Source organism: Streptomyces sp. WAC 04229 (assembly GCF_003947455.1).
In the GTDB taxonomy this organism is placed as follows: Bacteria; Actinomycetota; Actinomycetes; order Streptomycetales; family Streptomycetaceae; genus Streptomyces.
Genome location: NZ_QHJH01000041.1, coordinates 22,499 through 47,340, shown reverse-complemented (window position 1 = coordinate 47,340; position 24,842 = coordinate 22,499). Strand labels below are relative to the sequence as shown.

12 protein-coding genes are annotated in these 24,842 nt (G+C 74.1%); 9 read left to right on the top strand and 3 right to left on the bottom strand.

Going from position 1 to position 24,842, the window contains the following annotated elements:
• Positions 1–13,063: non-ribosomal peptide synthetase (locus DMH12_RS14450; RefSeq protein WP_125491974.1), on the bottom strand; the 13,063-nt coding region annotated here is incomplete at its 3' end.
• Between the two features lie 313 nt (positions 13,064–13,376).
• Here DMH12_RS14450 and hppD point away from each other — a divergent pair.
• From hppD to DMH12_RS14435, 3 genes are read left to right on the top strand one after another with little or no spacing between them, the layout of a single operon-like run.
• Positions 13,377–14,450: a 4-hydroxyphenylpyruvate dioxygenase gene (gene hppD, locus DMH12_RS14445; protein WP_125491973.1), complete on the top strand. Its 1,074-nt coding sequence runs from the start codon at positions 13,377–13,379 to the stop codon at positions 14,448–14,450.
• Positions 14,447–15,613 (top strand): alpha-hydroxy acid oxidase, encoded by a 1,167-nt coding sequence (locus tag DMH12_RS14440; protein ID WP_125491972.1) that lies wholly within the window; start codon positions 14,447–14,449, stop codon positions 15,611–15,613. The genes hppD and DMH12_RS14440 overlap by 4 nt, the downstream gene beginning before the upstream one ends.
• Positions 15,610–16,947, top strand: a complete 1,338-nt coding sequence (locus DMH12_RS14435; RefSeq protein WP_125491971.1) for a PLP-dependent aminotransferase family protein — start codon at positions 15,610–15,612, stop codon at positions 16,945–16,947. The genes DMH12_RS14440 and DMH12_RS14435 overlap by 4 nt, the downstream gene beginning before the upstream one ends.
• 149 nt (positions 16,948–17,096) lie before the next feature.
• Here DMH12_RS14435 and absA2 read toward each other — a convergent pair whose 3' ends face one another.
• Complete coding sequence (absA2, locus tag DMH12_RS14425) at positions 17,097–17,768, bottom strand: two component system response regulator (protein WP_125491970.1); 672 nt, start codon at positions 17,766–17,768, stop codon at positions 17,097–17,099.
• A gap of 32 nt (positions 17,769–17,800) precedes the next feature.
• Positions 17,801–19,528 (bottom strand): histidine kinase, encoded by a 1,728-nt coding sequence (locus DMH12_RS14420; protein WP_125491969.1) that lies wholly within the window; start codon positions 19,526–19,528, stop codon positions 17,801–17,803.
• 136 nt (positions 19,529–19,664) lie between these two features.
• Here DMH12_RS14420 and DMH12_RS14415 point away from each other — a divergent pair, with 136 nt between their 5' ends.
• The 6 genes from DMH12_RS14415 (at position 19,665) to DMH12_RS14390 (ending at position 24,824) form a co-directional block, all read left to right on the top strand.
• On the top strand, positions 19,665–20,618 hold the full coding sequence (locus tag DMH12_RS14415; RefSeq protein ID WP_125491968.1) for an ABC transporter ATP-binding protein: 954 nt from the start codon (positions 19,665–19,667) through the stop codon (positions 20,616–20,618).
• A gap of 6 nt (positions 20,619–20,624) precedes the next feature.
• On the top strand, positions 20,625–21,419 hold the full coding sequence (locus DMH12_RS14410) for an ABC transporter permease subunit (RefSeq protein WP_125491967.1): 795 nt from the start codon (positions 20,625–20,627) through the stop codon (positions 21,417–21,419).
• A gap of 199 nt (positions 21,420–21,618) precedes the next feature.
• Positions 21,619–22,074, top strand: a complete 456-nt coding sequence (locus DMH12_RS14405) for a phospholipase (RefSeq protein ID WP_122617547.1) — start codon at positions 21,619–21,621, stop codon at positions 22,072–22,074.
• Between the two features lie 65 nt (positions 22,075–22,139).
• Complete coding sequence (locus DMH12_RS14400; RefSeq protein WP_125491966.1) at positions 22,140–22,997, top strand: prephenate dehydrogenase; 858 nt, start codon at positions 22,140–22,142, stop codon at positions 22,995–22,997.
• A gap of 60 nt (positions 22,998–23,057) precedes the next feature.
• On the top strand, positions 23,058–23,489 hold the full coding sequence (locus DMH12_RS14395) for a hypothetical protein (protein WP_125491965.1): 432 nt from the start codon (positions 23,058–23,060) through the stop codon (positions 23,487–23,489).
• Between the two features lie 156 nt (positions 23,490–23,645).
• On the top strand, positions 23,646–24,824 hold the full coding sequence (locus tag DMH12_RS14390; protein WP_125491964.1) for a lipase: 1,179 nt from the start codon (positions 23,646–23,648) through the stop codon (positions 24,822–24,824).
• The last annotated feature ends 18 nt before the right edge of the window (positions 24,825–24,842 follow it).

Here is a 24,842-nt window from a genome sequence, read left to right as displayed (position 1 = left end):
GGGGGAGGTGGCTGGGGGTGGCCTTGATGAGGGTCGGCTGGGTTGCGGTTTCTTCCAGGGTGGTGAGGTGGACGGTTCCGCCGGCGGTGAGGGGGGTCCACAGGGCGGTGATGGTGAGGTCGAAGGCGAGGGGTGAGTGCAGGAGGGTGGCGCCGTTCACGGCGCTGTAGGTGGTGCGGGCTCGGTGGAGGTAGGTGGCGAGGGCGTGGTGTTCGATGACGACGCCCTTGGGGCGGCCGGTGGAGCCGGAGGTGTAGATCATGTAGGCCGCGTGGCGCGGCGACCACGGGCTGCGGCGCTCGGCGTCCGTGAGAGGCCCGTCGGGACGACCCTCATACGCCGCCGGGGCCAACGGCTCGGTGAGAACGAGCGCCGGTCGCGCATCGTCGAGCATGTAGTTGATGCGCTCGGCGGGGTACTCCGGGTCGATGGGCAGGTAGGCGGCACCGGTCTTGAGTACGGCCAGCATGCTGATGATCGCGTCCAGCGACTTCGGCAGTGCGATCGCGGCGAAGTCCTCCGCGCCCAGGCCCTGTTCCAGCAGGTGCCGGGCGAGCTGGTTGGCGCGCCCGTCCAGCTCGGCATACGTAAGCGTGGCCCCGTCACACACCACGGCGACCGCGTCCGGCGTCCGTTCGGTCTGCTCGGTGATCAGTTCGTGCAGCGGCGTCCCGGGAAGCTCGGTCCGCGCTCCGTTCCACTCCACCAGGACCCGCTCCCGGTCGGCCGGGTCGAGGGTGTCCAGGTGGGCGACGGGCAGGTCCGCGTCGGAGATCAAGGTCTCCAGGACGCGCAGCATCCGGTCCGCCAGCGAGCGGACCAGGTCGCCGGAGCAGGTGTCCGCGCGGTGGTCGAGGCGCAGCCGCAGGCTGTCGTCGCGGGTGTGGGCCACGAGGTTGACGGCGAAGTCCGTGCTCTCGACCGCGTCGAAGCCTGCCACCCGCAGCCCGTCGAGCTGGCGGCTCGTCGTGTCGGCGCTCACCGGGTAGTTCTGGAAGACCATGGCGGTGTCGAAGAGTTCGCCGTGTCCGGCCCAGCGCTGGATGTCGGCGAGTCCGGCCCACTGGTGGTCCAGCAGTCGGGCCTGTTCGGCCTGGAGGCGGCGGAAGAGGGCGCCCAGGGGTTCGGCGTGGTCGAGGCGGGCGCGGACGGGCAGGGTGTTGATGAACAGGCCGATCATCGATTCGACGCCGGGCAGCTCGGGCGGGCGGCCGGAGACGGTGGCGCCGAAGACCACGCCGTCGCGGCCGGTGGCCTGGGCCAGGGCGAGAGCCCAGGCGCCCTGGACCACGGTGTTCATGGTCACGCCCTGCCCCCGCGCCCACGCGGAGAGGGCCGCCGTGGCGTCCCCGTCCAGGCCGAACGGGACGCTCGAGGGCGCCGTCTCGGCCGGGCCGGCGCCCGGGGCGAGGAGGGTGGTCTCTTCGAGGCCGGACAGGGACTCCCGCCAGGCGGTCCTTGCCGCATCCCGGTCGCGGGCGTCGAGCCAGGCCAGGTAGTCGCGGTACGGGCGGACCCGGGGCAGGCTCACGGGGTCGCCGCCGGAGACGTACAGCTCGGTCAGTTCCTGCCAGAGCAGGGGCATGGACCAGCCGTCGAGCACGATGTGGTGGTTGGTCATCACCAGGCGGACGCGGTCGGCGGTCAGGCGGATCGCCGTGAAGCGCATCAGCGGCGGGCTGGTGAGGTCGAAGCGGCGTTCCCGGTCCGCGGCCGCCAGCCGTCCGGCCTCGGCCTCACGTGCGTCCTGGGCGCGGTCGGTCAGGTCGTACTCGCTCCAGTCCGGTTCGACGTCGGCGGGGACCACCTGCACCCACGCGCCGGACCCGGTCTGCCGGAACCCGGCCCGCAGGTTGGCGTGACGGCGCAGCAGGGCGTGGGCCGCCGCGCGCATCCGGGTACCGTCGAAGTCGCCAGCCAGGTCGAAGGAGAGCTGGCCGACGTAGACGTCGCGGGCGGACTCGTCGTACAGGTTGAGGAAGAGGAAGCCCTCCTGGAGCGGCGCGAGGGGCAGGACGTCCTGGAGGCCGGGGAGGGTGTCCTCCAGATGCTCGATCTCGTCCTGGGCGAGTGAGGGGTGGGCGATGTCGGAGGGGGTGAGGCCGCCCGCGCCGGGCTGCCGGGCCTCCTCGACCAGGAGGCGCAGCGTCCGGAACCAGGCGTCGGCCAGCCGCTGGGCGTCCTCGGGCTCCAGCTCGGTGCGGGAGTAGGTCCAGCGTGCGCGCAGCCGGGTGCCGTCGGGGGTCTCCCGGGCGACGGCGTTCACGTCCACCGGGTGGGCGAGCGGCATGGCACCGTCGATGCCGGCGACATCGCCGCCCTCGATGGTCCACGGGGCCTCGTCGGCTCCCTCCTGGCCGATCTGGCCCAGGTAGTTGAAGCCGAACTCCGGTACGGGCAGCGCGGCGAGGGCTTCCCGGGTGCGCGGGTTGAGGTGGCGCAGCAGGCCGTAGCCGAGGCCGTCGCCCGGTACGGCGCGCAGCTGCTCCTTGACGGCCTTCAGCGCCCGGATCGCCGATCCGGCGTTGCCGGAGAGGGCGGGCGGGGCCAGCCGGACCGGGTACATCGACGTGAACCATCCGGCGGTGCGGCTGAGTTCGGCTCCCGGAACGGCCTCCTCGTGGCGGCCGTGGCTCTCCAGGTCCACGACGACGGGTGCGGCGGGGTCCTCGGAGCGGCCGTGCCGCCACTGGGCGACGGCCAGGGCGAAGGTGCTCAGCAGTACGTCGTTGATGGTCGCGTGGCAGACGCCGGGGACCCGGGTGAGCAGGGCCTCGGTGGTCTCCGCGTCGAGTTCGGCGGTGATCTCGCCCGCGGTCGCGTGGGTGTCCCGCGCGGGGTCCACGTGCAGCGCGCGCGGGGTGTCGCCGAGTACCGCACGCCAGTGGTCCAGCTCGTCCTCGGTCCGCGGCTGTGCGGCCAGGTCGGTCAGGGCCAGCGCCCACCGGCGCCACGGTGTGCCCACGGGGGCGAGGGCGTCGCCGGCGTAGGCCGCCGCCAGGTCGGGGATGAGGATGCGCCAGGTGACGCCGTCCATGACCAGGTGGTTGGCGACCAGCACGAGCAGACCGTCCTGGGCGGCGCCCCGGTCGAGCCAGACGGCCTGGAGCATGCGGCCGTCGGCGGGAGCCAGGCGGGCGCGGGCCGCCCACGCCTGCTCGGTGACCGCGGCGCGCACGGCGGACTCGTCGAGGCGTACGGCGTCGAAGCGGACCAGGCAGTCGGCCGGTGTCACGGAGCCCGGCTCCGGGATCTCGATGGTCCAGTCGTCGGCCACCCGCATGCGCAGCGCGTCGTGACGGTCGAGCACGGCCCGCAGCGCGGCGCCGAGCGTGTCGAAGTCGAGGGCGGCGGGCACGCGCAGGACCAGTGACTGGTTGAACTCGGCCTTGCCGGAGCCGAGATCGGCGAACCAGCCCATCATCGGGGTCCGCGGCGCCGGGCCGTACGCCGGGACGTCGGAGTCCCGCGCGGCGTCGTCCGGGCCGGGCGTTTCGGCGGCCGACCGGGCGAGCAGGGCGGGCGTCTGGTGCTCGAAGACGTCCCGCACGGACAGGACCAGGCCCGCCGCGCGGGCGCGGCCGACGAGCTGGATGGAGAGGATGCTGTCGCCGCCCAGGTCGAAGAATCCGTCGTCCACGCCGGGCGACTCCACGCCGAGGATCTCGCCGAACAGGTCGACCAGCAGCCGCTCGCGCGGGTCGCGGGCGGCCCGGCCCGAGGTGCGGGCGGAGTAGTCGGGGGCGGGCAGCGCCTTGCGGTCCAGCTTGCCGTTGATGGTCAGCGGCAGCGCTTCCAGCACGACGAAAGCGGTCGGGATCATGTGGTCGGGCAGGGTCTCGCGCAGTTCGGCGCGGAGCGCGGCGGTGTCGACGGTGCGGCCGGTCTCGGGCACGACGTAGGCGACGAGCCGCCGGTCGCCGGGCCGGTCCTCGCGGACGATCACGGCCGCCCGGGCCAGGTGCGGGCGCTCGGTGACGACCGCCTCGATCTCGGTGGGCTCGATCCGCAGGCCGCGGATCTTGACCTGGGTGTCGACGCGTCCCAGGTACTCCAGCTCGCCGTCGGGCAGCCAGCGCACCAGGTCGCCGGTGCGGTAGAGGCGGGTGCCGGGGCCGCCGAAGGGGTTGGCCACGAACCGCTCGGAGGTCAGGGCGGGGCGGGCGTGGTAGCCGCGGGCCAGGTGCGGTCCGGCGGCGTACAGCTCACCGGGCACGCCGGGCGGGACGGGGCGCAGGGCCGCGTCCAGCACGTAGACGGCGCTGTTGGTGACGGGGGAGCCGATGGGCGGGGTGAGGGGGCCGGACAGCGGCCCGCTCATCGTGGAGCAGACCGTGGTCTCGGTGGGACCGTAGGAGTTGAGCATCGTCCGGCCCGGCGACCAGCGCTCCACCAGCTCGGGCGGGATCGCCTCGGCGCCCACGACGAGGGTCAGCCCGCCGGGCAGCGACCCCTCCGGCAGCAGCCCGAGGACGGAGGTCGTCAGGCTCAGGTGGGTCGCCGCGTGCCGGGTCGCCAGCTCGGCCAGCTCGGGCCCCGGCGTGGTCTCCGGCGGTGCCACGACCAGGGCGGCGCCGGTGAGCAGGCCCATCGCCAGCTCCCAGAACGACGCGTCGAAGCTCGGCGAGAGATGCTGGAGGACCTTGCCGCCCGGGCCCGCCGCGCAGTCGCGGGTGAAGATGTCCACGAGGCCGGGCAGCCCGGTGTGGGTGACGACGACTCCCTTGGGGCGGCCCGTCGTTCCCGAGGTGTAGATCATGTACGCGGGGTGCTCGGGACGCAGCGGGGACGGCCGGTCGGCGTCGGTGACGTCGTGGCCGGGGAGCGCGGCGAGGGCCGTCGCGGTCCCGGCGTCGTCGAGGAGGAGGACGGGCGTCCCCGTGTCGGGGAGGCCGGCGGCCAGGGCGGACGTGGTGACGACGAGGGCGGGGGCCGCGTCCCGGACGAGGTGGGTGATCCGCTCGGCGGGGTAGGCCGGGTCGACGGGCAGGTAGGCCGCGCCCGCCTTGAACGCGGCGAGCGCGGAGACGACCAGGTCCGCGGAGCGGGGGAGGGCGACCGCTGCGAACCGCTCGGGGCCGGCGCCCAGTTCGAGGAAGCGGCGGGCCAGCCGGTTGGCGCGCTCGTTCAGCTCGCCGTAGGTCAGGGTCCCGTCGGCGGACTCCACGGCGAGGTGGTCCGGGCGGTCGGCGGCGTGCTGGGCGACGTAGTCGGCGAAGGTGCGGTCGACCGGCCTGCGGGCGGTGTCGTTCCACTCGACCAGGACGCGGTCCAGCTCCCGGGCGCTGAGCACGTCCACGTCGCCGATGCGGCGGCCCGGATCGGCGACCAGCGCCTCCAGGAGCCGCAGGAACCGCTCCACCAGCAGCGCGACCGTGCCCTCGTCGAACAGGTCCGCGCTGTACTCGGCCGCGCCCACCAGCCCGGCGGGGGCGCCGTCGGCGTCACGGTGCTCGGCGAGTTCGAGGGCGAGGTCCAGCTTGGCGACGCCGGTGGTCACGTCGATCAGGCTCACGCCGAGGCCGGTGGTGGCGAGCGCGGCGAGGGCGTCCTGCTGGGTGGTGTCCAGGCTGAGCAGCACCTGGAAGAGCGGGTTGTGGGAGAGCGACCTGGTCGGTGAGAGGACGTCCACCAGGTGCTCGAAGGGCAGGTCCTGGTGGTCGTAGGCGCTCAGGTCGGTGTCCCGCACCCGGTCGAGGAGGTCCCGGAAGGTGGGGTCGCCGCTGGTGTCGGTGCGCAGCACCAGGGTGTTGACGAAGAAACCGACGACCTGGTCCACGGCGTCGTCGCCGCGGCCCGCCACCGGGGTGCCCAGGGGGATGTCGTCGCCCGCGCCCAGCCGGGTCAGCAGGGCCGCCAGGGCCGCCTGGAGCACCATGAAGACGCTGGTGCGGGACTCCCTGGCCAGCTCCACCGCGCCCCGGTGCAGGTCGGCGGGGACGGTCAGCGGGACCCGGCCGCCGCGGTGCGAGGCGACCGCCGGCAGCGGCCGGTCCGCGGGCAGTTCGAGCCGGTCGGGCAGCCCGGCCAAAGCCTTCTTCCAGTGCGCGAGCTGGCGGCCGGCGGGGCTGGTGCCGTCGGAGGCGTCCCCGAGCGAGGCCCGCTGCCACAGGGTGTGGTCCGCGTACTGCACGGGCAGCGGCGCCCAGTCGGGGGCGCGGCCGGCCGCACGGGCGGTGTAGGCGGCGGCCAGGTCGCGGACCAGCGGGCCGAGGGACCAGCCGTCACCGGCGATGTGGTGGACCATCAGCAGCAGGACGTGCTCGTCCGCGCCGAGCCGGAACAGCTCCGCGCGCACCGGGATGTCGGCCGTCAGGTCGAAGCAGTGCCGGGCGGCCTCTTCGAGGCGGCGGCCGAGCGCGTCCTCGGTGAGGTCGGTGACCGGCAGGCCGAAGCGCACGCCGGCGGCGTCCAGGACGGTCTGCCGGGCGCCCTGCGCGTCCTCGGTGAAGACGGTCCGCAGGCTCTCGTGGCGTACGACGACGTCCTGGAAGGCCGCGCGCAGCCCCTCCGGGACGAGGGCGCCGGTCAGCCGCAGCGCGCCGGTGATGTTGTAGGTGGGGGAGGGGCCTTCGAGCTGGTGCAGGAACCAGAGCCGCTGCTGGGCGTACGACAGGGGCAGCCGATCCGGGCGCGGCCCCGCCGTCAGCGCCGTCCCGGCCCGCTCGGCCCCGTCCAGGACGGCGGACAGCCCGGCCACGGTCGGGCTCTCGAACAGCCGCCGCACGGACAGTTCGACGCCGAGGGTGCTGCGGATGCGGGCGGCCAGCCGGGTGGCGAGCAGGGAGTGGCCGCCGAGGTCGAAGAAGCTGTCGTCGACGGTCAGCCGGGGCACCCCGAGCACCTCGGCGAAGAGCGAGCACAGGATCTCCTCGCGCGGGCCGCGCGGGGCGCGTCCGGTGACCTGCCCCGCGTGGGCGGGGGCGGGCAGCGCCTTGGCGTCGAGCTTGCCGTTGGGCGTCAGCGGCAGCACGTCCAGGGTGACGAACGCCGACGGCAGCATGTGGTCGGGCAGGTGCCCGGCGGCGTGGTCGTGCAGCGCGCGGGCGGACGTGTCGGTGCCCGTGACCACGTACGCGACGAGCCGCGGGTCGCCCTGGACGTCCTCGCGCGCCACCACGGCCACGTCGTCGACGGCGGGGTGCGCGGCGAGCACGGCCTCGATCTCGCCGGGCTCGATGCGGAAGCCGCGGATCTTCACCTGCTGGTCGGCGCGGCCCAGGTAGTCCAGGCCGCCGTCGGTGCGGCGCCTGGCCAGGTCACCGGTGCGGTACATCCGGGTGCCGTGCTCGCCGAACAGGGCCGCGTACGGGTCGGCGGGGAACCGGTCCGCGGTGAGCGCCGGGCGGCCCAGGTAGCCGCGGGCCAGTCCCGCGCCGGCCACGTACATCTCGCCGGTGACGCCGGGCGGGGCGGGGCGCAGGTGGTCGTCGAGGACGTAGACGCGCAGGTCGGGGATGTTGACGCCGATCGTGCTCGCCGACGAGGCGGCCGCCGTGGCGCGGTCCAGGGCGAAGTGCGAGACGTGCACGGTGGTCTCGGTGATGCCGTACATGTTGACCAGCGCCGGCGCGTCCTCGGCGTGCCGCTCGTACCAGTCGGCCAGCCGGGACAGGTCGAGGGCCTCGCCGCCGAACACCACGGTGCGCAGGGCGAGTTCCTCGCGGTTCTCGCGGTCGGCGGCGGCCAGCTGGTGGAACGCGGACGGCGTCTGGTTGAGGACGGTGACCCGCTCGCGGGCGAGCAGGGAGAGGAACGCGGCGGGGTCCCGGCTCACGTCGTGCGGGACGACGACGAGCCGGCCGCCGTGCAGCAGCGGCCCCCACAGCTCCCACACCGAGAAGTCGAAGGCGTACGAGTGGAACAGCGTCCACACGTCGTGCTCGTCGAAGCCGAACCAGTGCTCGGTGGCGGAGAAGAGCCGCACGACGTTGCGGTGCGGCACGGCCACGCCCTTGGGGCGTCCGGTCGAGCCGGAGGTGTAGATGACGTAGGCGGTGTCCGCCGGGTCGAGGGGCCGGACCCGCTCGTCCTGCGTCAGGTCGGTGGCGGGGTACGGGTGGCCGTCCGCCTCGCCGAGGACGATGCGGGGCACCTCGTGGGCGGGCAGCCGGTCGGCGGTGGCGCGGTCGGTGAGCAGGGCCGCGGGCGCGGAGTCGGACAGCGCGTGGGCGAGCCGGTCGGCCGGGTAGTCCGGGTCCAAGGGCACGTAGGCGGCGCCCGACTTGACCACCGCGAGCAGCGCCACGACCAGCTCGGGCGAGCGCGGCAGGGCGAGGGCGACCAGGGCGTCGGGGCCGATGCCGCGCGCCGTCAGCTGCCGGGCCAGGCGGTTGGCGCGGGCGTTGAGGTCGGCGTAGGAGAGCGAGGTGCCCTCGAAGGTCAGCGCGGTCCGGCCCGGGTGCCGGGCGGCCTGCCGCTCGAACAGCTCGGGCAGCGTGGCGGTGACGGGCGAGGAGGCAGCGGGCGCGCCGTCCGGCCGGTTGGCGGTCACCAGCAGGTCGTGGTGCTCGCCGGGGACGAGCACGTCGACGTCGCCCAGCCGCAGGTCCGGGTCGTCGGCGACCGCCGTGAGCAGCCGCAGCAGCCGCTCGGTGAGTGTGCGCACGGTCCCCGCGTCGAAGAGTTCGGTGCTGAACTCCACGGCGAGGTCGAGACCGGCCTGCCCGCCGTCCGCGTCCCGCCGCTCGTCGAAGGCGAGGACGAGGTCGAAGCGGGACAGCCCGGTGTGCACCGGCAGTCGCGACGTGCTGATCCCGGGCAGCCGTCCCAGCTCGCCCAGGGCGTCCTGCTGGGTGGTGTCGAAGGTCAGCATCACCTGGAACAGCGGGTGGTGGGAGGTGGCGCGGTCGGGGTTGACCGCCTCGACGAGCCGCTCGAAGGGCAGGTCCTGGTGGGCGTAGGCGGCCAGGTCGCGCTCGCGGACCCGGCCGAGCAGGTCGCGGAAGGCCGGGTCGCCGCTGGTGTCGGTGCGCAGCACCAGCGTGTTGACGAAGAACCCGACCAGGTTCTCCACCGCCGCGTCGGTGCGGCCGGCGATGGTCGAGCCGATCGGCACGTCCTCGCCCGCGCCGAGCCGCGTCAGCAGCCCCGCGAGGGCCGCCTGGAGCACCATGAAGACACTGGTCCGCGTCTCGGCGGCCAGCGCGGCCAGCGAGCGGTGCAGGGCGGCGGGCACCGTCAGGTCGAGGCGGGCGCCGGAGTTGTCGCGGCGCACGGGACGCGGCCGGTCGGTGGGCAGCTCCAGCCGCTCCGGCAGCCCGGCGAGCGCCTTGCGCCAGTGCGCGAGCTGCCGGGCGCCCTCGCCGCCCGCACTCCCGGCCTCGTCGCCGCCGGTGCCGAGCAGTTCGCGCTGCCAGAGCGTGTAGTCGGCGTACTGCACCGGCAGCGGCGCCCAGTCGGGGGCCGCACCGGCCGACCGGGCGGCGTAGGCGGTGCCCAGGTCACGGGCGAGGGGCGCCAGCGACCAGCCGTCGCCCGCGATGTGGTGCAGCACGAGGAGCAGGACGTGGTCCTCGGACGCCACCCGCAGCAACGTGGCCCGCAGCGGCACGTCGCGGGTGAGGTCGAAGCGGTGCCGGGCGGTGCGCGCCAGGTCGTCGGCCAGCCGCTCCGGGGCGCTGTCCAGCGTCTCCAGGCGGCACGGGGCCCCCTCGGGGGAGAGGATCACCTGGTGGGGTCCGTGGGCGTCCTCGGCGAAGACCGTGCGCAGGCTCTCGTGCCGGGCCACCACGTCGCCGACGGCCGCCGACAGCGCGGCCTCGTCCACCGCGCCGGTCAGCCGCAGCGCCGCCGGGATGTTGTACAGCGGCGAGGGTCCCTCGTACTGGTGGATGAACCAGAGGCGCTGCTGCGCGAAGGAGAGCGGCAGCCGCTCGGGGCGCGGCCGGGCGGTGACCGCCGCGCGGGCCCGCCCGGTCTCCGCCAGCGCCGGGGCCAGCTCCGCCACGCTCGGCGACTCGAAGACCCGCTGGATCGGCACCTCCGCGCCGGCCGCGGCGCGGATGCGGCTGATCAGCCGGGTGGCGAGCAGGGAGTGGCCGCCCAGTTCGAAGAAGCTGTCGTCGACGCCGACCTCGTCGACGCCGAGCACCTCGGCGAAGAGCGCGCACAGCAGCTCCTCGTTCGGGGTGCCCGGGGCCCGCCCGGCGGAGCGCTCGGTGCGGGCGGGGGCGGGCAGGGCCCTGCGGTCGAGCTTGCCGTTCGGGGTGACCGGCAGCTCGGGCAGGGTGACGAAGGCCGCGGGCACCATGTAGCCGGGCAGCAGCTCGCGCAGGCGCGCGGTGAGCAGTGCGGCGTCCGCCTCCGCGCCCGGCGCGGGCACGGTGTAGCCGACGAGCCGCTGGTCGCCGGGCCGGTCCTCGCGCAGGACGACGGCGGCCTGGGCGACCTCCGGCTGCCGCACCAGCGCCGCCTCGATCTCGCCGAGTTCGATGCGGAAGCCGCGCAGCTTGACCTGGTGGTCGGCGCGGCCCAGGTAGTCGAGGCTGCCGTCGTGGTTCCAGCGCGCGAGGTCGCCGGTGCGGTACATCCGGCTGCCGGGCGCCCCGTGCGGGTCGGCGGTGAAGCGTTCGGCGCTGAGTCCGGGGCGGCCCAGGTAGCCGCGGGCCAGCTGCACGCCGGCGATGTACAGCTCGCCGGGCACGCCGGGCGGGACCGGGCGCAGCGCGGCGTCCAGCACGTACATCCGGGTGTTCCACACCGGGCGTCCGATCGGCACCGGCCCGTCACCGGTGTCCTCGGCGCACGGCCAGTACGTCACGTCGACGGCGGCCTCGGTGGGCCCGTACAGATTGTGCAGCGGCACGTCCGACACGGCACGGAAGCGGGCGCGCAGCTCCGCCGAGAGGGCCTCGCCGCTGCAGAAGACCCGGCGCAGGCCGCTCAGCGCGGACGCGGACGGCTCGCGCAGGAACACGTCGAGCATCGACGGCACGAAGTGCAGGGTGGTCACGCCCGCGCTGCGGACGGTGTCGGCCAGGTAGGCGGGGTCCAGGTGGCCCTCGGGCCGGGCGACGACCAGGGTGGCGCCCTGGACGAGCGGCCAGAAGAACTCCCACACGGACACGTCGAAGCCGGAGGGCGTCTTCTGCAGCACGCGGTCGGACGGTTCCAGGCCGTAGGTGTCCTGCATCCAGGCCAGGCGGTTGACGATCGCCCGGTGCGAGACCACGACGCCCTTGGGGCGGCCGGTGGAGCCCGAGGTGTAGATGACGTAGGCCGGGTGGTCGGGGGAGGGCGCCGCCGTCGGCGCGGTGGCGGCGGGCTCCGGGGAGGCGGCCGGGTCGTCGAGGAGCAGCCGGGGCGTGCCGTCCCGCGGCAGCCGCTCCTCGGCCTCGCGCGTGGTCAGGACGAGCATCGCGCCCGCGTCCCGCACGATGTGCGCGATGCGGTCGGCCGGATAGCCGGGGTCGACGGGCACGTACGCCGCGCCCGTCCGGACCACCGCCACCAGCGCCACGACCAGCTCGGCGGACCGGGGCACGGCCACCGCGACGAAGCGTTCCGGACCGGCGCCCCGGGCGGCCAGCGCGGCTGCCAGCCGCTCGGCGCGGGCGTCCAGTTCGGCGTAGGTCAGCGAGGTGCCCTCGAACACGACGGCCTCGTGGTCCGGGGTGCGCGCGGCCCGCGCGGCGAGCAGTCCGGGCAGCGTCGCGGCGGGCACCTCGCGCACGGTGTCGTTCCACCCGTCGAGGACGAGGTCCCGCTCGTCCGGCGTGAGCAGCGCCACGTCGTCGACGGAGCGCGCGGGGTCGGCCGCCAGCTCGGTCAGGAACCGGACGAAGCGTTCCTGCAACGAGTCCAGGTCCCGGGCGCCGTACACTTGCGGGTTGCCCTCGAAGTCGACGCGGAGCCCGGCCTCGGGGGTGCCGGACAGCACGATGTTCAGGTCGGCCGTCGGGCCCGAACTGATGCTGCGCATCAGGCCGACCGGCCCGCCGAAGTCCACCGGCCTGATGTACGGCATGACGTTGACGGTGGGTCCCGACACCCCGGAGCCGCCCAGCTCGCGGTCGAGGTCCTCGCCGCGGTAGCGGCTGTGCGCCATCAGGCCGCTCATCGCCGCGGACACGTTCTCGACCACCCGCGCGAAGCGGTCACCGGGGTGCACGGCCAGCCGCAGCGGCAGCCGGTTGGAGACCATGCCGGGCGTCACCCGGGCGCTCGCGCCGTAGCGGCCGGTGACCGGTACGGAGACCACGATGTCCCGGGCGCCCGTCATCCGGTGCACGAAGGCGCCCACGCCGGCGATCACCACGCGGGCCCAGTGCGCGCCGGTCGCCTCGGCGGCGTCGTCGAGCACGCCCGTGCGCTCCGGGCCGAGGGACAGGCTCCGCACGGTCGGCGCGAGCACCCGGGCGCCGCCCCGGCCGGTGAGGGAGACGGGCTCGGGACGGTCGGCGAACAGGCCGGTCCAGTAGGCGCGGTCGCGCTCGTGCCGCGCCGAGCCGCGGTAGGCCTCCTCGCCGGCCACCATCCGGTCCGTGTCCCCGAAGGAGTGCGCCGGCACCTCGCGCGCGTCCCGCAGCGCGCGGTAGACCTCGGCCAGCCGCTCGTAGAACAGGGCCATGCTGGTGCCGTCGATGACGATGTGGTGGACGCCCAGGTAGTACACGTGCCGGCCGCCGCCGAGCGTGAACAGGGCGTGGCTGCTGAGGCCGGGTCGGTCGAGCGGCAGCGGCGTCGCGCGGTCCCGCTCCATCCACCGCTGTGCCTCGCCCGCGGGGTCCTCGTGGCCGGAGAGGTCGATGTGGCGCAGCAGCACGGGGGTGTACGGCACCCCGTCCGGGTCCTCGACGGCGTCCGAACCCTCCGGCGCGGGCGGGCAGTACGCGCGGTACGGCCGGCCCTCCTCGTCGGTGAGGAAGCGGGAGCAGAGCGTCTCCGTCTCGGCCACGGTGTGCCGCAGGGCCGCGCTCAGCAGCGCGTGGTCCAGCGGCCCGTCGATCTCCAGGCAGGACCCGGTCCGGTAGTGCGCGCCGCGCGGGTCCAGCTGCTGCGCGAGCCACACCTCGTGCTGGGCGCTGGTCAGACCGTGCCGAACCGAAGAGTTCTCAGACACCTGTCTCCTCACAATCCTCCGCCGGAACCCCCGGCCTCTCAGTGGCGCGCACCAAAACAAACAAGGTGTTGCCCGGATGGCATTCAATTAAGGGCGAACTGGGACGCTAGCAAGGCTGCGACGAGATGGTCAATATAGTTATCCGAGTAGATAACCGCAGGTAGGAGGCTTGATAACCAGCCGATAGCGAGGTTATACGGGCCATTTGTAGAGTGTGGTCACGCGCATTTTCCATTACTGCCCGAGAATGCGGTGACCCCTCTTCCCCGGCGGGTGCTCCCGCATTTCTCCCCTTCATTCATTGGAGATCCGCATGCCGCCCAGTGCCATCGCGTACGCCGAGCTGTACGTCGCGGACGACCGGGACGCCTCCGGCTTCCTCGTCGACAGCCTCGGCTTCGTCCCCCTGGCCGTGGCGGGCCCCGCCACCGGGACGCACGACCGCCGGTCCACCGTGCTGCGCAGCGGTGAGGTCACCCTCGTGGTCACCCAGGCGCTGCGGCCGGACACCGACATCGCCCGGTACGTGGAGCGGCACGGCGACTCCATCGCCGACCTCGCCTTCAGCTGCGAGGACGTGCGGTCCTGCTTCGACCGCGCGGTCCTCGCCGGCGCCAGGGCGCTGCAGACGCCGACGCCCTCGCAACGGGCGGGCCAGGACGCCTGGTTCGCCGCCGTCTCCGGCTTCGGGGACCTGCGGCACACGCTGGTCGCCACCGACGGGGACGGCGCGGCGCTGCTGCCGCCCGACCGCGACTGGGCCCTGCTGCCGGCCGCCACCGGCCACGCGGGCCCCCGGCCCTTCCTCGACCACGTCGCCGTCTGCCTGGAGGCGGGCACGCTGCGGAGCACCGCGGAGTTCTACGAGGCGGCCTTCGACATGCCCTACTACTCCTCCGAGTACATCGAGGTGGGCGAGCAGGCGATGGACTCCATCGTCGTGCGCAACGCCGGCGGCGGCATCACCTTCACGCTCATCGAGCCCGACGACACCCGGGTGCCGGGCCAGATCGACCAGTTCCTGACCGCCCACGACGGTCCGGGCGTCCAGCACCTGGCCTTCCTGGTGGACGACATCGTCGACTCGGTCCGCTCGCTCGGCAACCGAGGCGTGGCCTTCCTGCGCACCCCGGGCGCCTACTACGACCTGCTCACCGAGCGGGTCGGCGCCATGGCCGACGCCATCGGCGACCTGCGCGAGACCAACGTCCTCGCGGACCGCGACGAGTGGGGCTACCTGCTGCAGATCTTCACCCGCTCGCCCTACCCGCGCGGCACGCTCTTCTACGAGTACATCCAGCGCAACGGCGCCCGCGGCTTCGGCAGTTCCAACATCAAGGCGCTGTACGAGGCCGTCGAGAGGGAGCGGGAAGTGGCCGGTCGATGACGACCGCCACCCGGCGGCCCGCCGACGCCACCGCCGGGGACCCGGCGCGGGAGCCGCTCACGCTCGACGACTTCGCCGCGCTCGCCCGCACGGAACTGCCGTCCGCGGTGTGGGACTTCATCGCGGGCGGCGCCGGACGGGAGCGGACCCTCGCCGCCAACGAGGCCGTCTTCGACGCGGTGCGGCTGCGGCCCAGGGCGCTGCCCGGCATCGAGGAGCCGGACACCTCGGTGGAGCTGCTCGGCTCCCGGTGGGCGGCACCGGTGGGCATCGCGCCGGTCGCCTACCACGAACTCGCCCACCCGGACGGCGAGACCGCCACCGCCGCCGCCACCGGCGCGCTCGGGCTCCCACTGGTCGTCAGCACCTTCGCGAGCCGGTCCCTCGAAGAGGTGGCCCACGCCGCGAGCGCGCCGCTCTGGCTCCAGCTGTACTGCTTCCGCGACCACGGCACCACCCTGGACCTGGCCCGCCGCGCGCGGGACAGCGGCTACCAGGCGCTGGTGCTCACGGTCGACACCCCGTTCACCGGCCGCCGGCTGCGCGACCTGCGCAACGGCTTCGCGGTCCCCGCCCACATCACCCCGGCCAACCTGGCCGGTTCGGCGGCGGCCGGCAGCGCGGCCCCCTCGGCGCACAGCAGGCTGGCCTTCGACCGCCGGCTGGACTGGTCCTTCGTGGCCCGGCTGGGTGCCGAGAGCGGGCTGCCGGTGCTCGCCAAGGGCGTCCTGAGCGCGGCGGACGCCGAGGCGGCCGTGCGGGCGGGTGTCGCGGGCGTCGTCGTCTCCAACCACGGGGGCCGCCAGCTCGACGGCGCGCCCGCCACCCTGGAGGCGCTGCCCGAGGTGGCGGCCGCCGTGCGCGGACGCGTCCCGGTCCTCCTCGACGGCGGCGTCCGCACCGGCGCCGACGTCCTCGCCGCCCTGGCCCTCGGCGCCCGCGCGGTCTTCCTCGGCCGTCCCGCGCTGTACGCCCTCGCGGCGGGCGGCGGACCGGCCGTACGCCGCATGCTCACCCTGCTGACGGCGGACTTCGCCGACACGATGACCCTCACGGGCCACGCGACGACCGGGACGATCACCCCGGACACGCTGTTCCCGCCCCACCCAGGCCAGACCGCCGCGAGCCGTGCGGCGCCGCACACAGACAGGAGCCACGGATGACGACCGCCCGCGTGAGCACGGAGCCGGCGGGTGTGCTGCCGCGGAGCGGTCTGCACGCCAGCCTCTCCGCGCCGCTGCTCGACACGATGACCTTCCTCAACGAGGTCACCCTCCGCTATCCGCAGGCGATCTCCTTCGCGCCGGGGCGGCCGTACGAGGGGGACTTCGACGTCGCGCGCGTCCCCGGGCTCATCGAGACCTACCTCGACCACCTGCGCGCCCGCGGCCTGCCCGAGGACCGCGTCCGTACCGCGCTCTACCAGTACGGCGAGACCGCCGGCCAGATCAGGGACATCGTCGCGGGCATGCTCGCCGTCGACGAGGACATGACGGTCGACCCGGCCTCCGTCGTCGTGACGGTCGGCTGCCAGGAGGCCGTACTCCTCACCCTGCGCGCCTTGTTCACCGGCCCCGACGACGTGCTCCTCGTCGACAGCCCCGCCTACGTCGGCATCACCGGCGCCGCGAGTCTGCTGGACATCCCCGTCGTGCCCGTGCCCGGCACCCCGAACGGCCCCAGCCTGGAAGGGCTCGAACGCACCGTCCGGGAGATCGAGGCGAGCGGCCGGCGAGCCCGGTGCCTGTACGTGGTGCCCGACTGCTCCAACCCGACCGGCGTCAGCATGCGCCGCGAGGACCGCACCGCCCTGCTCGGCACCGCCGCCCGGCTGGGGCTGCTGCTCCTGGAGGACAACCCCTACGGTGTGTTCAGCCGGGTGCGCCGTCCCACGCTCAAGTCCCTCGACACCGACCGGCGCGTCGTCTACCTGGGCTCCTTCGCGAAGACCGCCTTCCCGGGCGCCCGGGTCGGATTCGTCGTCGCCGACCAGCTGGTGGCGGGCGCGGACGGCCGCCCGCCGGGTCTGCTCGCGGACGAGGTGGCCAAGGTCAAGAGCATGGTCACCGTCAACACCTCCAGCCTCAGCCAGGCCGCGGTCGCCGGACTGCTCCTCCAGAACGGCGGCGGGCTGCGGTCGGCCAACGAGTCCTCGGCACGCCACTACCAGGCCACCATGAGGTGCCTGCGGGAGACGCTCGCCGCCGAACTGCCGCCCGGCTCACCGGAGACGGCCGGGGTGCGCTGGAACGACCCCGACGGCGGCTTCTTCCTCACCCTCGACGTGCCCTTCGAGGCGGACGAGGCCGCGCTGGACGTCTCCGCGGAGAAGTACGGCGTCATCTGGACCCCGATGCGCCACTTCCACCTGGACGACGCGGGCGACCGGCAGATCCGGCTCTCGTGCAGCTACCTCACCACCGACCGGGCCGCCGAGGGCGCGGCCCGGCTGGCCCGCTTCGTCAAGGACCGCTCAACGCCCCTCGGGCCTGTCTGACCATTCCCGTCTGCCTCGCGACGCCATGCACGCACTCTCGCCGCACCGGGCGCAGAGCCAAGTACATCCAGTACGAGGCTCTACGCCCGGCACGCCGAGAGCACGCACCTGACGCCGCGAGGCCGCCCTCCGGGCGACGACGGGAATGGTCAGACAGGCCCGAGATCGGCGTCCTGCACCAGCCCCGCCTCATAGGCGATGATCGCCGCCTGCACCCGGTTGCGGACCTCCAACTGGGTGAAGATGGCGCTGACATACGTCTTGATGGTGCCCTCGACCAGGTGCAGCCGCTGCGCGATCTCCGCGTTGGACAGCCCGGCCCCCAGCATGCCGAGGACCTCCTGCTCCCGCTTGGTCAGCAGCGTCGTGCGCTCCCCGGACACCTCCGAGCGCGGCGAGGGCGCCCGGCGCAGCTCGGTCATCAGCCGCCGCGCCACCAGCGGGGAGAGACAGGACCCCCCGGACGCCACGGCCCGCACGCCGGAGATCAGGTCGCGCGGGTCGGACGCCTTGAGCAGGAATCCGGCGACCCCCTGGTCGAGGGCGCGCTCGATGTACTTGTCCTCACCGAAGGTGGTGAGGACGACGACCGCGGTGTCCGGGTTGGTGGTCCGCAGCTCGCCCGCGGCGGTCAGGCCGTCCATCTCCGGCATCCGGATGTCGAGCAGCGCCACGTCGGGGCGGTGCTTGCGGGCCAGTTCGACCGCTTCCCGCCCGTCGGACGCCTCGGCGACCACCTCGATGCCCGGCTCGGTCGTCAGGATGGAGCGGACCCCGGCCCTGATGATGGTCTCGTCGTCGGCGAGCAGTACGCGAATCATCCGGTTCTTCCCTGGTGGTGAGAGATGGTCGGTCAGAGCGTGTCCTTGGCCATGAGGACATCATCCTCGAAACACAGCCGGTACATGGTGTCGCCGAAGTCGAGGAGATTCCTGCTCGCCCGGTAGTACTCGCACGTCGCCCCGGCCGGCTTGGCGGGCTCGGAGGTGACCGGCGGCGGCTTCCTGATCCGCCGGTCCGGCAGCACCGGCGCCAGCTCGTCGCGGGTCTCCCCGACACGTATCCCCGCGTAGTCCTCGGGGCTGAGCGACGTCGTCGCCGAGGTGAAGACGTAGAGCCCCCCGAGGAGCGCCACGATGGCGGCACCGAGCACCGCCGGGATCAGCGCGGCCCGCCGCGCGTCGCGTCTGAGCCGGGCCCGGGTGCGCAGCAGCGCGGTCCGCGAGGCGCTGAGCCACGGCGCGGCGGACGCCGGCCGGGCCGTGTCCGCCCCGGGGCCCCGCGCGGTCGTAGCGGCGCCGGCACCCGCGTCCTCGTCGCCGCCGACCGTGTCGTGGTCGTCGGGGTGCGGTCCCGGACCGCCGGTGCCGGTGCCCGGCGGTCCGACGTGCCGCGACGGCGAGGACGCGCTGCGCGGCAGGCGCGCGTGCACCTCGAAGCCGCCGGCCCGCGGGCCGGTCCGCAGCGTGCCGCCCGCGAGCCGGACGCGCTCGTCGAGGCCGATCAGCCCGGACCCGCTGCCCGTCGCGGGCGCGTCCGCGCCCTGCTCCGGCCGTTCGTTGACGACCGAGACCACGGTCTCGTCCGCCGTGTGCGTGACCCGTACGGTGATGGAGGCGCCCGGCGCGTGCTTGGCCGCGTTGGTCAGGGCCTCCTGCACCACCCGGTAGGCCGCGAGGTCGGACAGCGGCGGGGCTCCCGGCCGGTCCCGCGCGCCGTCCTCCCGGAACTCCACCGGCGTGCCCGACCGCTGGAAGCGGCGCACGAGCTGGGCGATGGACTCGTGGGCGGGGGTCAGCGAGGGCGTGGGGTCCTCCCGCAGCAGCCCGATCACCTCGTGCAGCCGCTCGGTGGCCATCGTGCACCGCTCGCGCAACTGCCCGACGGACTCCCGGTGCTGCTCGGACAGGCCGGGGGCCAGCTCGAGACCGCCGGCGAGCAGCGCCATCACGCTCAGCTCGTGGCCCAGGGAGTCGTGCATGTCCTGCGCGATCCGGGCCCGCTCCTTCAGCCGGGCCTGGTCGGCGATGTAGCGCTGGCGCCACTCCAGTTGCTCGGCGTGCTCCCAGCCGGCGTGCGTCAACGCGGTCCGCTGGCTCCACCAGTTGCCCGCCCACCAGGGCAGCACGCAGGCGACGAACTCCGTCATCAGCAGGCTCAGCCAGTCCTTGGACTGGGCGACCGTGCTCACCAGCAGGAGCCCGGCGACCGCGACGCAGAGGAACACCAGGTGCGCCGGCCACAGACGGGTCAGTCTGCGGCCCGCGAGACAGCTCAGCACCACCGCCGCCATCGACGGCCACAGGCTCGCGCCGAACCACGGATAGAACAGCGTGAGGAGCACCGCGAGCAGCAGCGACAGCAGCGGCGCGGTGCGCTGCACCGCCACCGCGGCCGTGATGACCAGGCAGGCGGTCAGCCAGCTGACCGGCGTGCTCACGAGTGTCTCGGTCGTGAAGGCGGAGGGGGCCAGCAGCACCAGGAGCAGCACCAGATCGCCACGCCGGGCGAACGGACGTTCGGAGCCCAGGATCCGCAGAAGCGATTCGGTTCGTCGGCGCACGGCCTGCCATCGGTGCATTCCAGCACGCTACAAGAGGCGTTGCGGGCTCCGGATCTGCCGAAAGTCGAATGCGGTCGTTGCCGATCGCCAGATGTTTTCGCCCTTCCCCTCTCCCTAGCGTTGAGGACGTGACTTTGGAAGGAGCCACCAGGCGATGATCACTTTGGACCGACTGACCAAGCGGTACGGCGACAAGACGGCCGTCTCGGACCTCTCGTTCGAGATCAACCCGGGAAAGGTCACCGGATTCCTCGGCCCGAACGGCGCGGGAAAGTCGACGACCATGCGCATGATCGTCGGTCTGGACGCGCCGACGTCCGGGCGGGCCCTGGTGGGCGGCAAGCCGTACGAGGAGCTGCGGCACCCGTTGCGCGAGGTCGGCGCCCTGCTGGACGCCCGCGCGGGCCACCCCGGCCGCTCGGCCCACCAGCACCTGCTCGGCCTGGCCCGCAGCAACGGCATCCCGGCCTCCCGGGTCGCCGAGGTCCTGGAGACCGTCGGCCTGACCGAGGTGGCGAAGAAGCGCATCGGCTCCTTCTCCCTCGGCATGGGCCAGCGGCTCGGGATCGCCGCGGCCCTGCTGGGCGACCCGAAGGTGCTGCTCTTCGACGAGCCGGTCAACGGCCTCGACCCCGACGGTGTGCGCTGGGTCCGCGAGCTGATGCGCTCCCTGGCCGCCGAGGGCAGGACGATCTTCGTCTCCAGTCACCTGATGAGCGAGATGCAGGAGACCGCCGACCACCTCCTGGTCATCGGCCGCGGAAAGATCATCGCCGACGCGCCGATCGAGGAGGTCATCGCGGGCAGCTCGCTCACCGCCGTCCGGGTCCGGACCCCGCAGCCCGACGTGCTCAGGCGCGAGCTGCTGGAGTTCGGTCTGCGGGTCGAGCCGGACGCCGGCTCCGAGCCCGACGAACTCCTCGTCGTGGGCGGCACCCTGGAGGAGATCGGCGACCTGGCCTTCCACCACCGCGTCCCCATCCACGAACTCAGCATGCGCAAGGCCAGCCTGGAACAGGCGTACATGGAACTCACCGCCGCGAGTGTGGAGTACGGCTCTCCCGCGCTCTCCCAGGTCACCGAAGTCCCGGACCACCAGAAGGCGTAACTGGATATGACTACTACAACCGTCCCCAAGCTCGTGGGCCCTGTGAAGGGCGGCGGCTTCAAGGGCGCCGTCGCGTTCGAGTGGACCAAGTTCTGGAGCGTCCGGGCCACTTGGTGGAACCTGGCCGTCGGCCTGCTGCTCACCGTGGGCTTCGCCGCCATCGTCGGCGCGTCGGCCGACGCCAGCGCGAAGAAGGGCGTCGACGTCACGATGCCCGCCCCGCACCACGCCTCCCAGGCCTTCCTCATCTCCCAGCTGACCATCGTGGTGCTCGCCACCCTCGCCCTCACCAGTGAGTACTCCAGCGGCTCCATCCGCACCACGCTCCAGAGCGTGCCCAAGCGCGGCCGGATGCTCCGCTCCAAGACGCTGGTGATCGCCGCGGTCGTGGTCGTCGCCGGCTTCGTCTTCAGCCTGCTGGGCACCCTGGTGGCCGCACCCCTGATGGGCGACCACGGCGACTACACCGGCGGCCAGTTGTTCGGCACCGCGCTCGGCGCCGGGGTCTACCTCGCCCTCCTCGCCGTCATGGCGATCGGACTCGGCACCGTCCTGCGCAGTGCCGCGGGCACCATCACGACCCTCATCATGGTGCTGCTCGCCCTGCCCCAGCTGATGGGCGTCGTGGGCGCCAAGTGGCTGGAGACCGCCTCCGACTACATGCCCAGCGTCGCCGGCACCGTCCTGCTGACCCAGGACGGCGACCCGTACGGCGGCGGAACCGCGCTGCTGGTCCTCCTGCTGTGGGCGCTGGCCGCCTACCTCGCCGGCGCCGCGGTCCTGCGCCGCCGAGATGCCTAGGACGCCCGTACTCCTCCCCCCACGGAAGAGGAAGGGGCCGCACTCCGACAGCCGGGGTGCGGCCCCTTCGCCGTGTCACCTTCGCCGTGTCACCTTCGCCGCGTCCGGCGGGGCGCGATAGCGGTGCGATAAGGGGCCCATAGCGGGTCTCGCCAAGGTGGTTGAGCCGCATCCTCACCCCACCCTTGGAGGTCGTCCCATGCGCACCACGACGAAGACCAGGACCACCCTCGCCGCCCTCGGTTCGGCGCTCGCGCTCGGCATCGCCGCCGCCCCCGCCCAGGCGGCCCCCGCGGACAAGCCGCAGGTGCTCTCCTCCTTCACACAGACCAGCGCGTCCAGCCAGAACGCGTGGCTCGCGGCCAACCGCAACCAGTCCGCCTGGGCCGCCTACGGATTCGACTGGTCGACCGACCTGTGCACCCAGGCGCCGGACAACCCCTTCGGCTTCCCCTTCGACAACGCCTGTGCGCGCCACGACTTCGGCTACCGCAACTACAAGGCGGCCGGCCAGTTCGACGCCAACAAGAGCCGCATCGACAGCGCCTTCTACGAGGACATGAAGCGCGTCTGCACCGGCTACACCGGCGAGAAGAACACGGCCTGCAACAGCACCGCCTGGACCTACTACCAGGCGGTCAAGATCTTCGGCTGAGCGGGAGCGAGGGCGGGAGCGGGACCGGGCCCGGGACCAGGTCCTGGCCGAGGAGAGGAAGACGGATGCGCAGCGTCGTCATCGTGGGCGCCGGGGTGATCGGCCGCTCCGTGGGGCTCGCACTGCGACGGCACGGCGTGACCACCTACCTGGAGGACGCCGACCCCGAGGCGGCGCTGGCCGGCGAACGCTGCGGGGCCGGATTCGCGGCGCATCCCCCGCGGCAGGCCGACATCGCGGTGCTCGCGGTGCCGCCCGACCAGGTCGCCCCGGTCCTCGCCGAGCACCAGAAGCTCGGCACGGCCCGCTGCTACACCGACGTCTCCGGCGTCAAGGTACGCCTGCACCGCGAGGTCAGGGCCTACGGCTGTGACCTGACCTCGCTGGTCAGCGGCGCCCCCGTGGTCGGCGGTGGAGAGGGCCCCGCGCAGCCCCGGGCCGACCTCTTCGACGGCAGGCCCTGGGCGCTCACCCCCACCGAGGCCACCGGGAACCTCGCCCTGAACTGCGCGCTGGAACTGGTCGCGCTGTGCGGGGCGGTCTCGGTGCTGCTCGACCCCGAGGCCCACGACCGTGCCGTCGCCCTCGTCTCGCACGCGCCGCACCTGGTCGCGAGCCTCGTCGCCGCGCGCCTGCTGGGCGGCGACGAGTCGGCCGTGCGGCTGGCCGGCCAGGACCTGCGCGACGTCACCAGGACCGCGGACGGCAATCCCGAGCGGTGGGCCCGGACCCTGACCGCCAACGCCGGTCCCGTCGCCGACCAGTTGGACGACTGGGCGGCCGAGGCGCAGGCCATGGCCCGCGAACTGCGGGACGCCGCCCGGTCCGGGGACGCCACCGGGCCGGTCCGGCTGCGGGAGACCCTGCGCTTCGGCGTGGCGGGCCGGGCCCGCATCCGGGAACCGGACACACCCCGGCCTTGAGACCGGGGAGGACCACGGAACAGGACCTCGGACCGGCACCACCGACGGAAGGACACGACCATGCGCGGGATCCTGCGCGCCACGGCTCTCACCGCGGCGATCGGCGCGGCCGCCCTGCTCCCCTCGACGGCGGCCTCCGCCACGCCCGGCCGGGCCGCGGCGCAGGGCTGTGTGACGGACAGCGGGACCGAGGACTTCGGCCGGGGCGAGATCACCGTCTGCGTCGGCGACGACGGCGTACGCGTGACCGGCCATGTCGAGGACCTCAAGCCCGGCGGCCCCTTCACCGGCGGCGACTCCGCCTGCGTGGCCTGGTACATCACCTGGGAGACCGCGTCCGGAACCGCCTCCAGCACCAGCTCCATGGCCTGCCCCCACTTCCCGGGCGGCGAGGCGTACGTCGAGTTCGCCTACGATCCGACCGAGTCGGAGCACGGCCCGGAGAACGTCACCGGGGTGCGGGACACGAGCCTCACGACGATCTTCATGTGACGGCCCCGACGAAAGTCGAGGCGTGTCACCGTTCGGCCCACGGAGATCGCACAGACCCTTGCCGACCAAGGTCATGAATCCGCCGTCCCCGCTTTCACCACGCCTTTCCCACTCCTAACGTCATCGGTGTTCCTGCTTCCGACGAAGTGAGCGCCGATGACGAAGGTGACCCGGTCCGGCCGTCCGGCGCGTCGATGCGCCGCCCTCGCGGCCGCGCTGCTGCTGGCCGTCGCACCCTCCTGCGCGGCCGGCCGGAGCGCGGCCGCCGCCCCGGCCCCCGAGGTGGCGCGGGCCGCGCCCACCGCCCTGCCCGCCCTGCCCGCGCCGACCGGCGCCCTGCCGGTCGGCCTGCGCACGGCAGAGCTGAGCGACACCTCCCGGCGCGACCCCTGGAACCCGGACCGGCACCGCGAGCTGACGGTGTCGCTCTGGTACCCCGCGCTGCCCTCCCGGGCGCCGCACGCCTCCTACGTCACCGCGCGGGAGTCGGAGCTGATCCTGCGCTTCCACCGGGTGAAGGGCGTCCCCGCCGACCTGCTCAGCCGCACCCGCGTCCACGCCCGCCTGGCCCCGCCGCCGCTGCCCGCGCCCCCGCGCGGGCTGCCCCTCGTCCTGCTGTCACCGGGCTTCACGCTGCCCCGCACCTCGCTGACCGGGCTCGCCGAGGAACTGGCCAGCCGGGGCTACGCCGTCGCCGCCGTGGACCACGCCTACGAGGCCCCGGCCATCAGCCACTCCGACGGCCGCGTGACCGGCTGTCTGGCCTGCGAACGACGCCCGGAGGGCGCCCGGGTGGCCGCCGTCCGCGCCGCCGACCTCCGCTTTTTGCGCGAGCGCCTGCTGCGGTCGCCCGCCACCGCGGGGCTGATGCCGCTGGACCCGTCGCGGGTGGCGGTGGTGGGCCACTCCGTGGGCGGCGCCGCGGCCTTCGAGGCGCTGCGCACCGATACCGGCTTCGCCGCCGCCGCCAACCTGGACGGCACCGTGCACACCGGCGGGAAGAGCCCGGTGGACCGGCCGTTCCTGCTGCTCGGCGCGGGCGGGCACGGCCGTCCGGGCGCCGACCCCACCTGGGAGCGGGCCTGGGAGGACCTGTCCGGGCCGCGCCGCTGGCTCTCGCTGCGCGGCGCGGGCCACCTGTCCTTCACCGACTACGCGCCGCTCCTGGAGCGGACCGGCGCGGCGGGCCCCGGGGTCACGCTCGGCGCGGCGGACGCCCAGCGGATCACCCGGGAGCTGGTGGTGGCCTTCCTCGACGAGCGGCTGCGCCTCCACGGCCCCCGGCTCGACACGGCGGCCCGGACCGCCCCGGAGGTCGTCGACCACGGCCGCTGAGCGGCCCTTGGCGACCCG

What these genes read in the sequence shown, in the direction of transcription:
- absA2 (WP_125491970.1), bottom strand. Translation starts at nt 17,768, where the DNA reads ATGATTCGCGTACTGCTCGCCGACGACGAGACCATCATCAGGGCCGGG.
- DMH12_RS14410 (WP_125491967.1), top strand. Translation starts at nt 20,625, where the DNA reads ATGACTACTACAACCGTCCCCAAGCTCGTGGGCCCTGTGAAGGGCGGC.
- DMH12_RS14390 (WP_125491964.1), top strand. Translation starts at nt 23,646, where the DNA reads ATGACGAAGGTGACCCGGTCCGGCCGTCCGGCGCGTCGATGCGCCGCC.
- DMH12_RS14395 (WP_125491965.1), top strand. Translation starts at nt 23,058, where the DNA reads ATGCGCGGGATCCTGCGCGCCACGGCTCTCACCGCGGCGATCGGCGCG.
- DMH12_RS14420 (WP_125491969.1), bottom strand. Translation starts at nt 19,528, where the DNA reads ATGCACCGATGGCAGGCCGTGCGCCGACGAACCGAATCGCTTCTGCGG.
- hppD (WP_125491973.1), top strand. Translation starts at nt 13,377, where the DNA reads ATGCCGCCCAGTGCCATCGCGTACGCCGAGCTGTACGTCGCGGACGAC.
- DMH12_RS14435 (WP_125491971.1), top strand. Translation starts at nt 15,610, where the DNA reads ATGACGACCGCCCGCGTGAGCACGGAGCCGGCGGGTGTGCTGCCGCGG.
- DMH12_RS14405 (WP_122617547.1), top strand. Translation starts at nt 21,619, where the DNA reads ATGCGCACCACGACGAAGACCAGGACCACCCTCGCCGCCCTCGGTTCG.
- DMH12_RS14415 (WP_125491968.1), top strand. Translation starts at nt 19,665, where the DNA reads ATGATCACTTTGGACCGACTGACCAAGCGGTACGGCGACAAGACGGCC.
- DMH12_RS14440 (WP_125491972.1), top strand. Translation starts at nt 14,447, where the DNA reads ATGACGACCGCCACCCGGCGGCCCGCCGACGCCACCGCCGGGGACCCG.
- DMH12_RS14400 (WP_125491966.1), top strand. Translation starts at nt 22,140, where the DNA reads ATGCGCAGCGTCGTCATCGTGGGCGCCGGGGTGATCGGCCGCTCCGTG.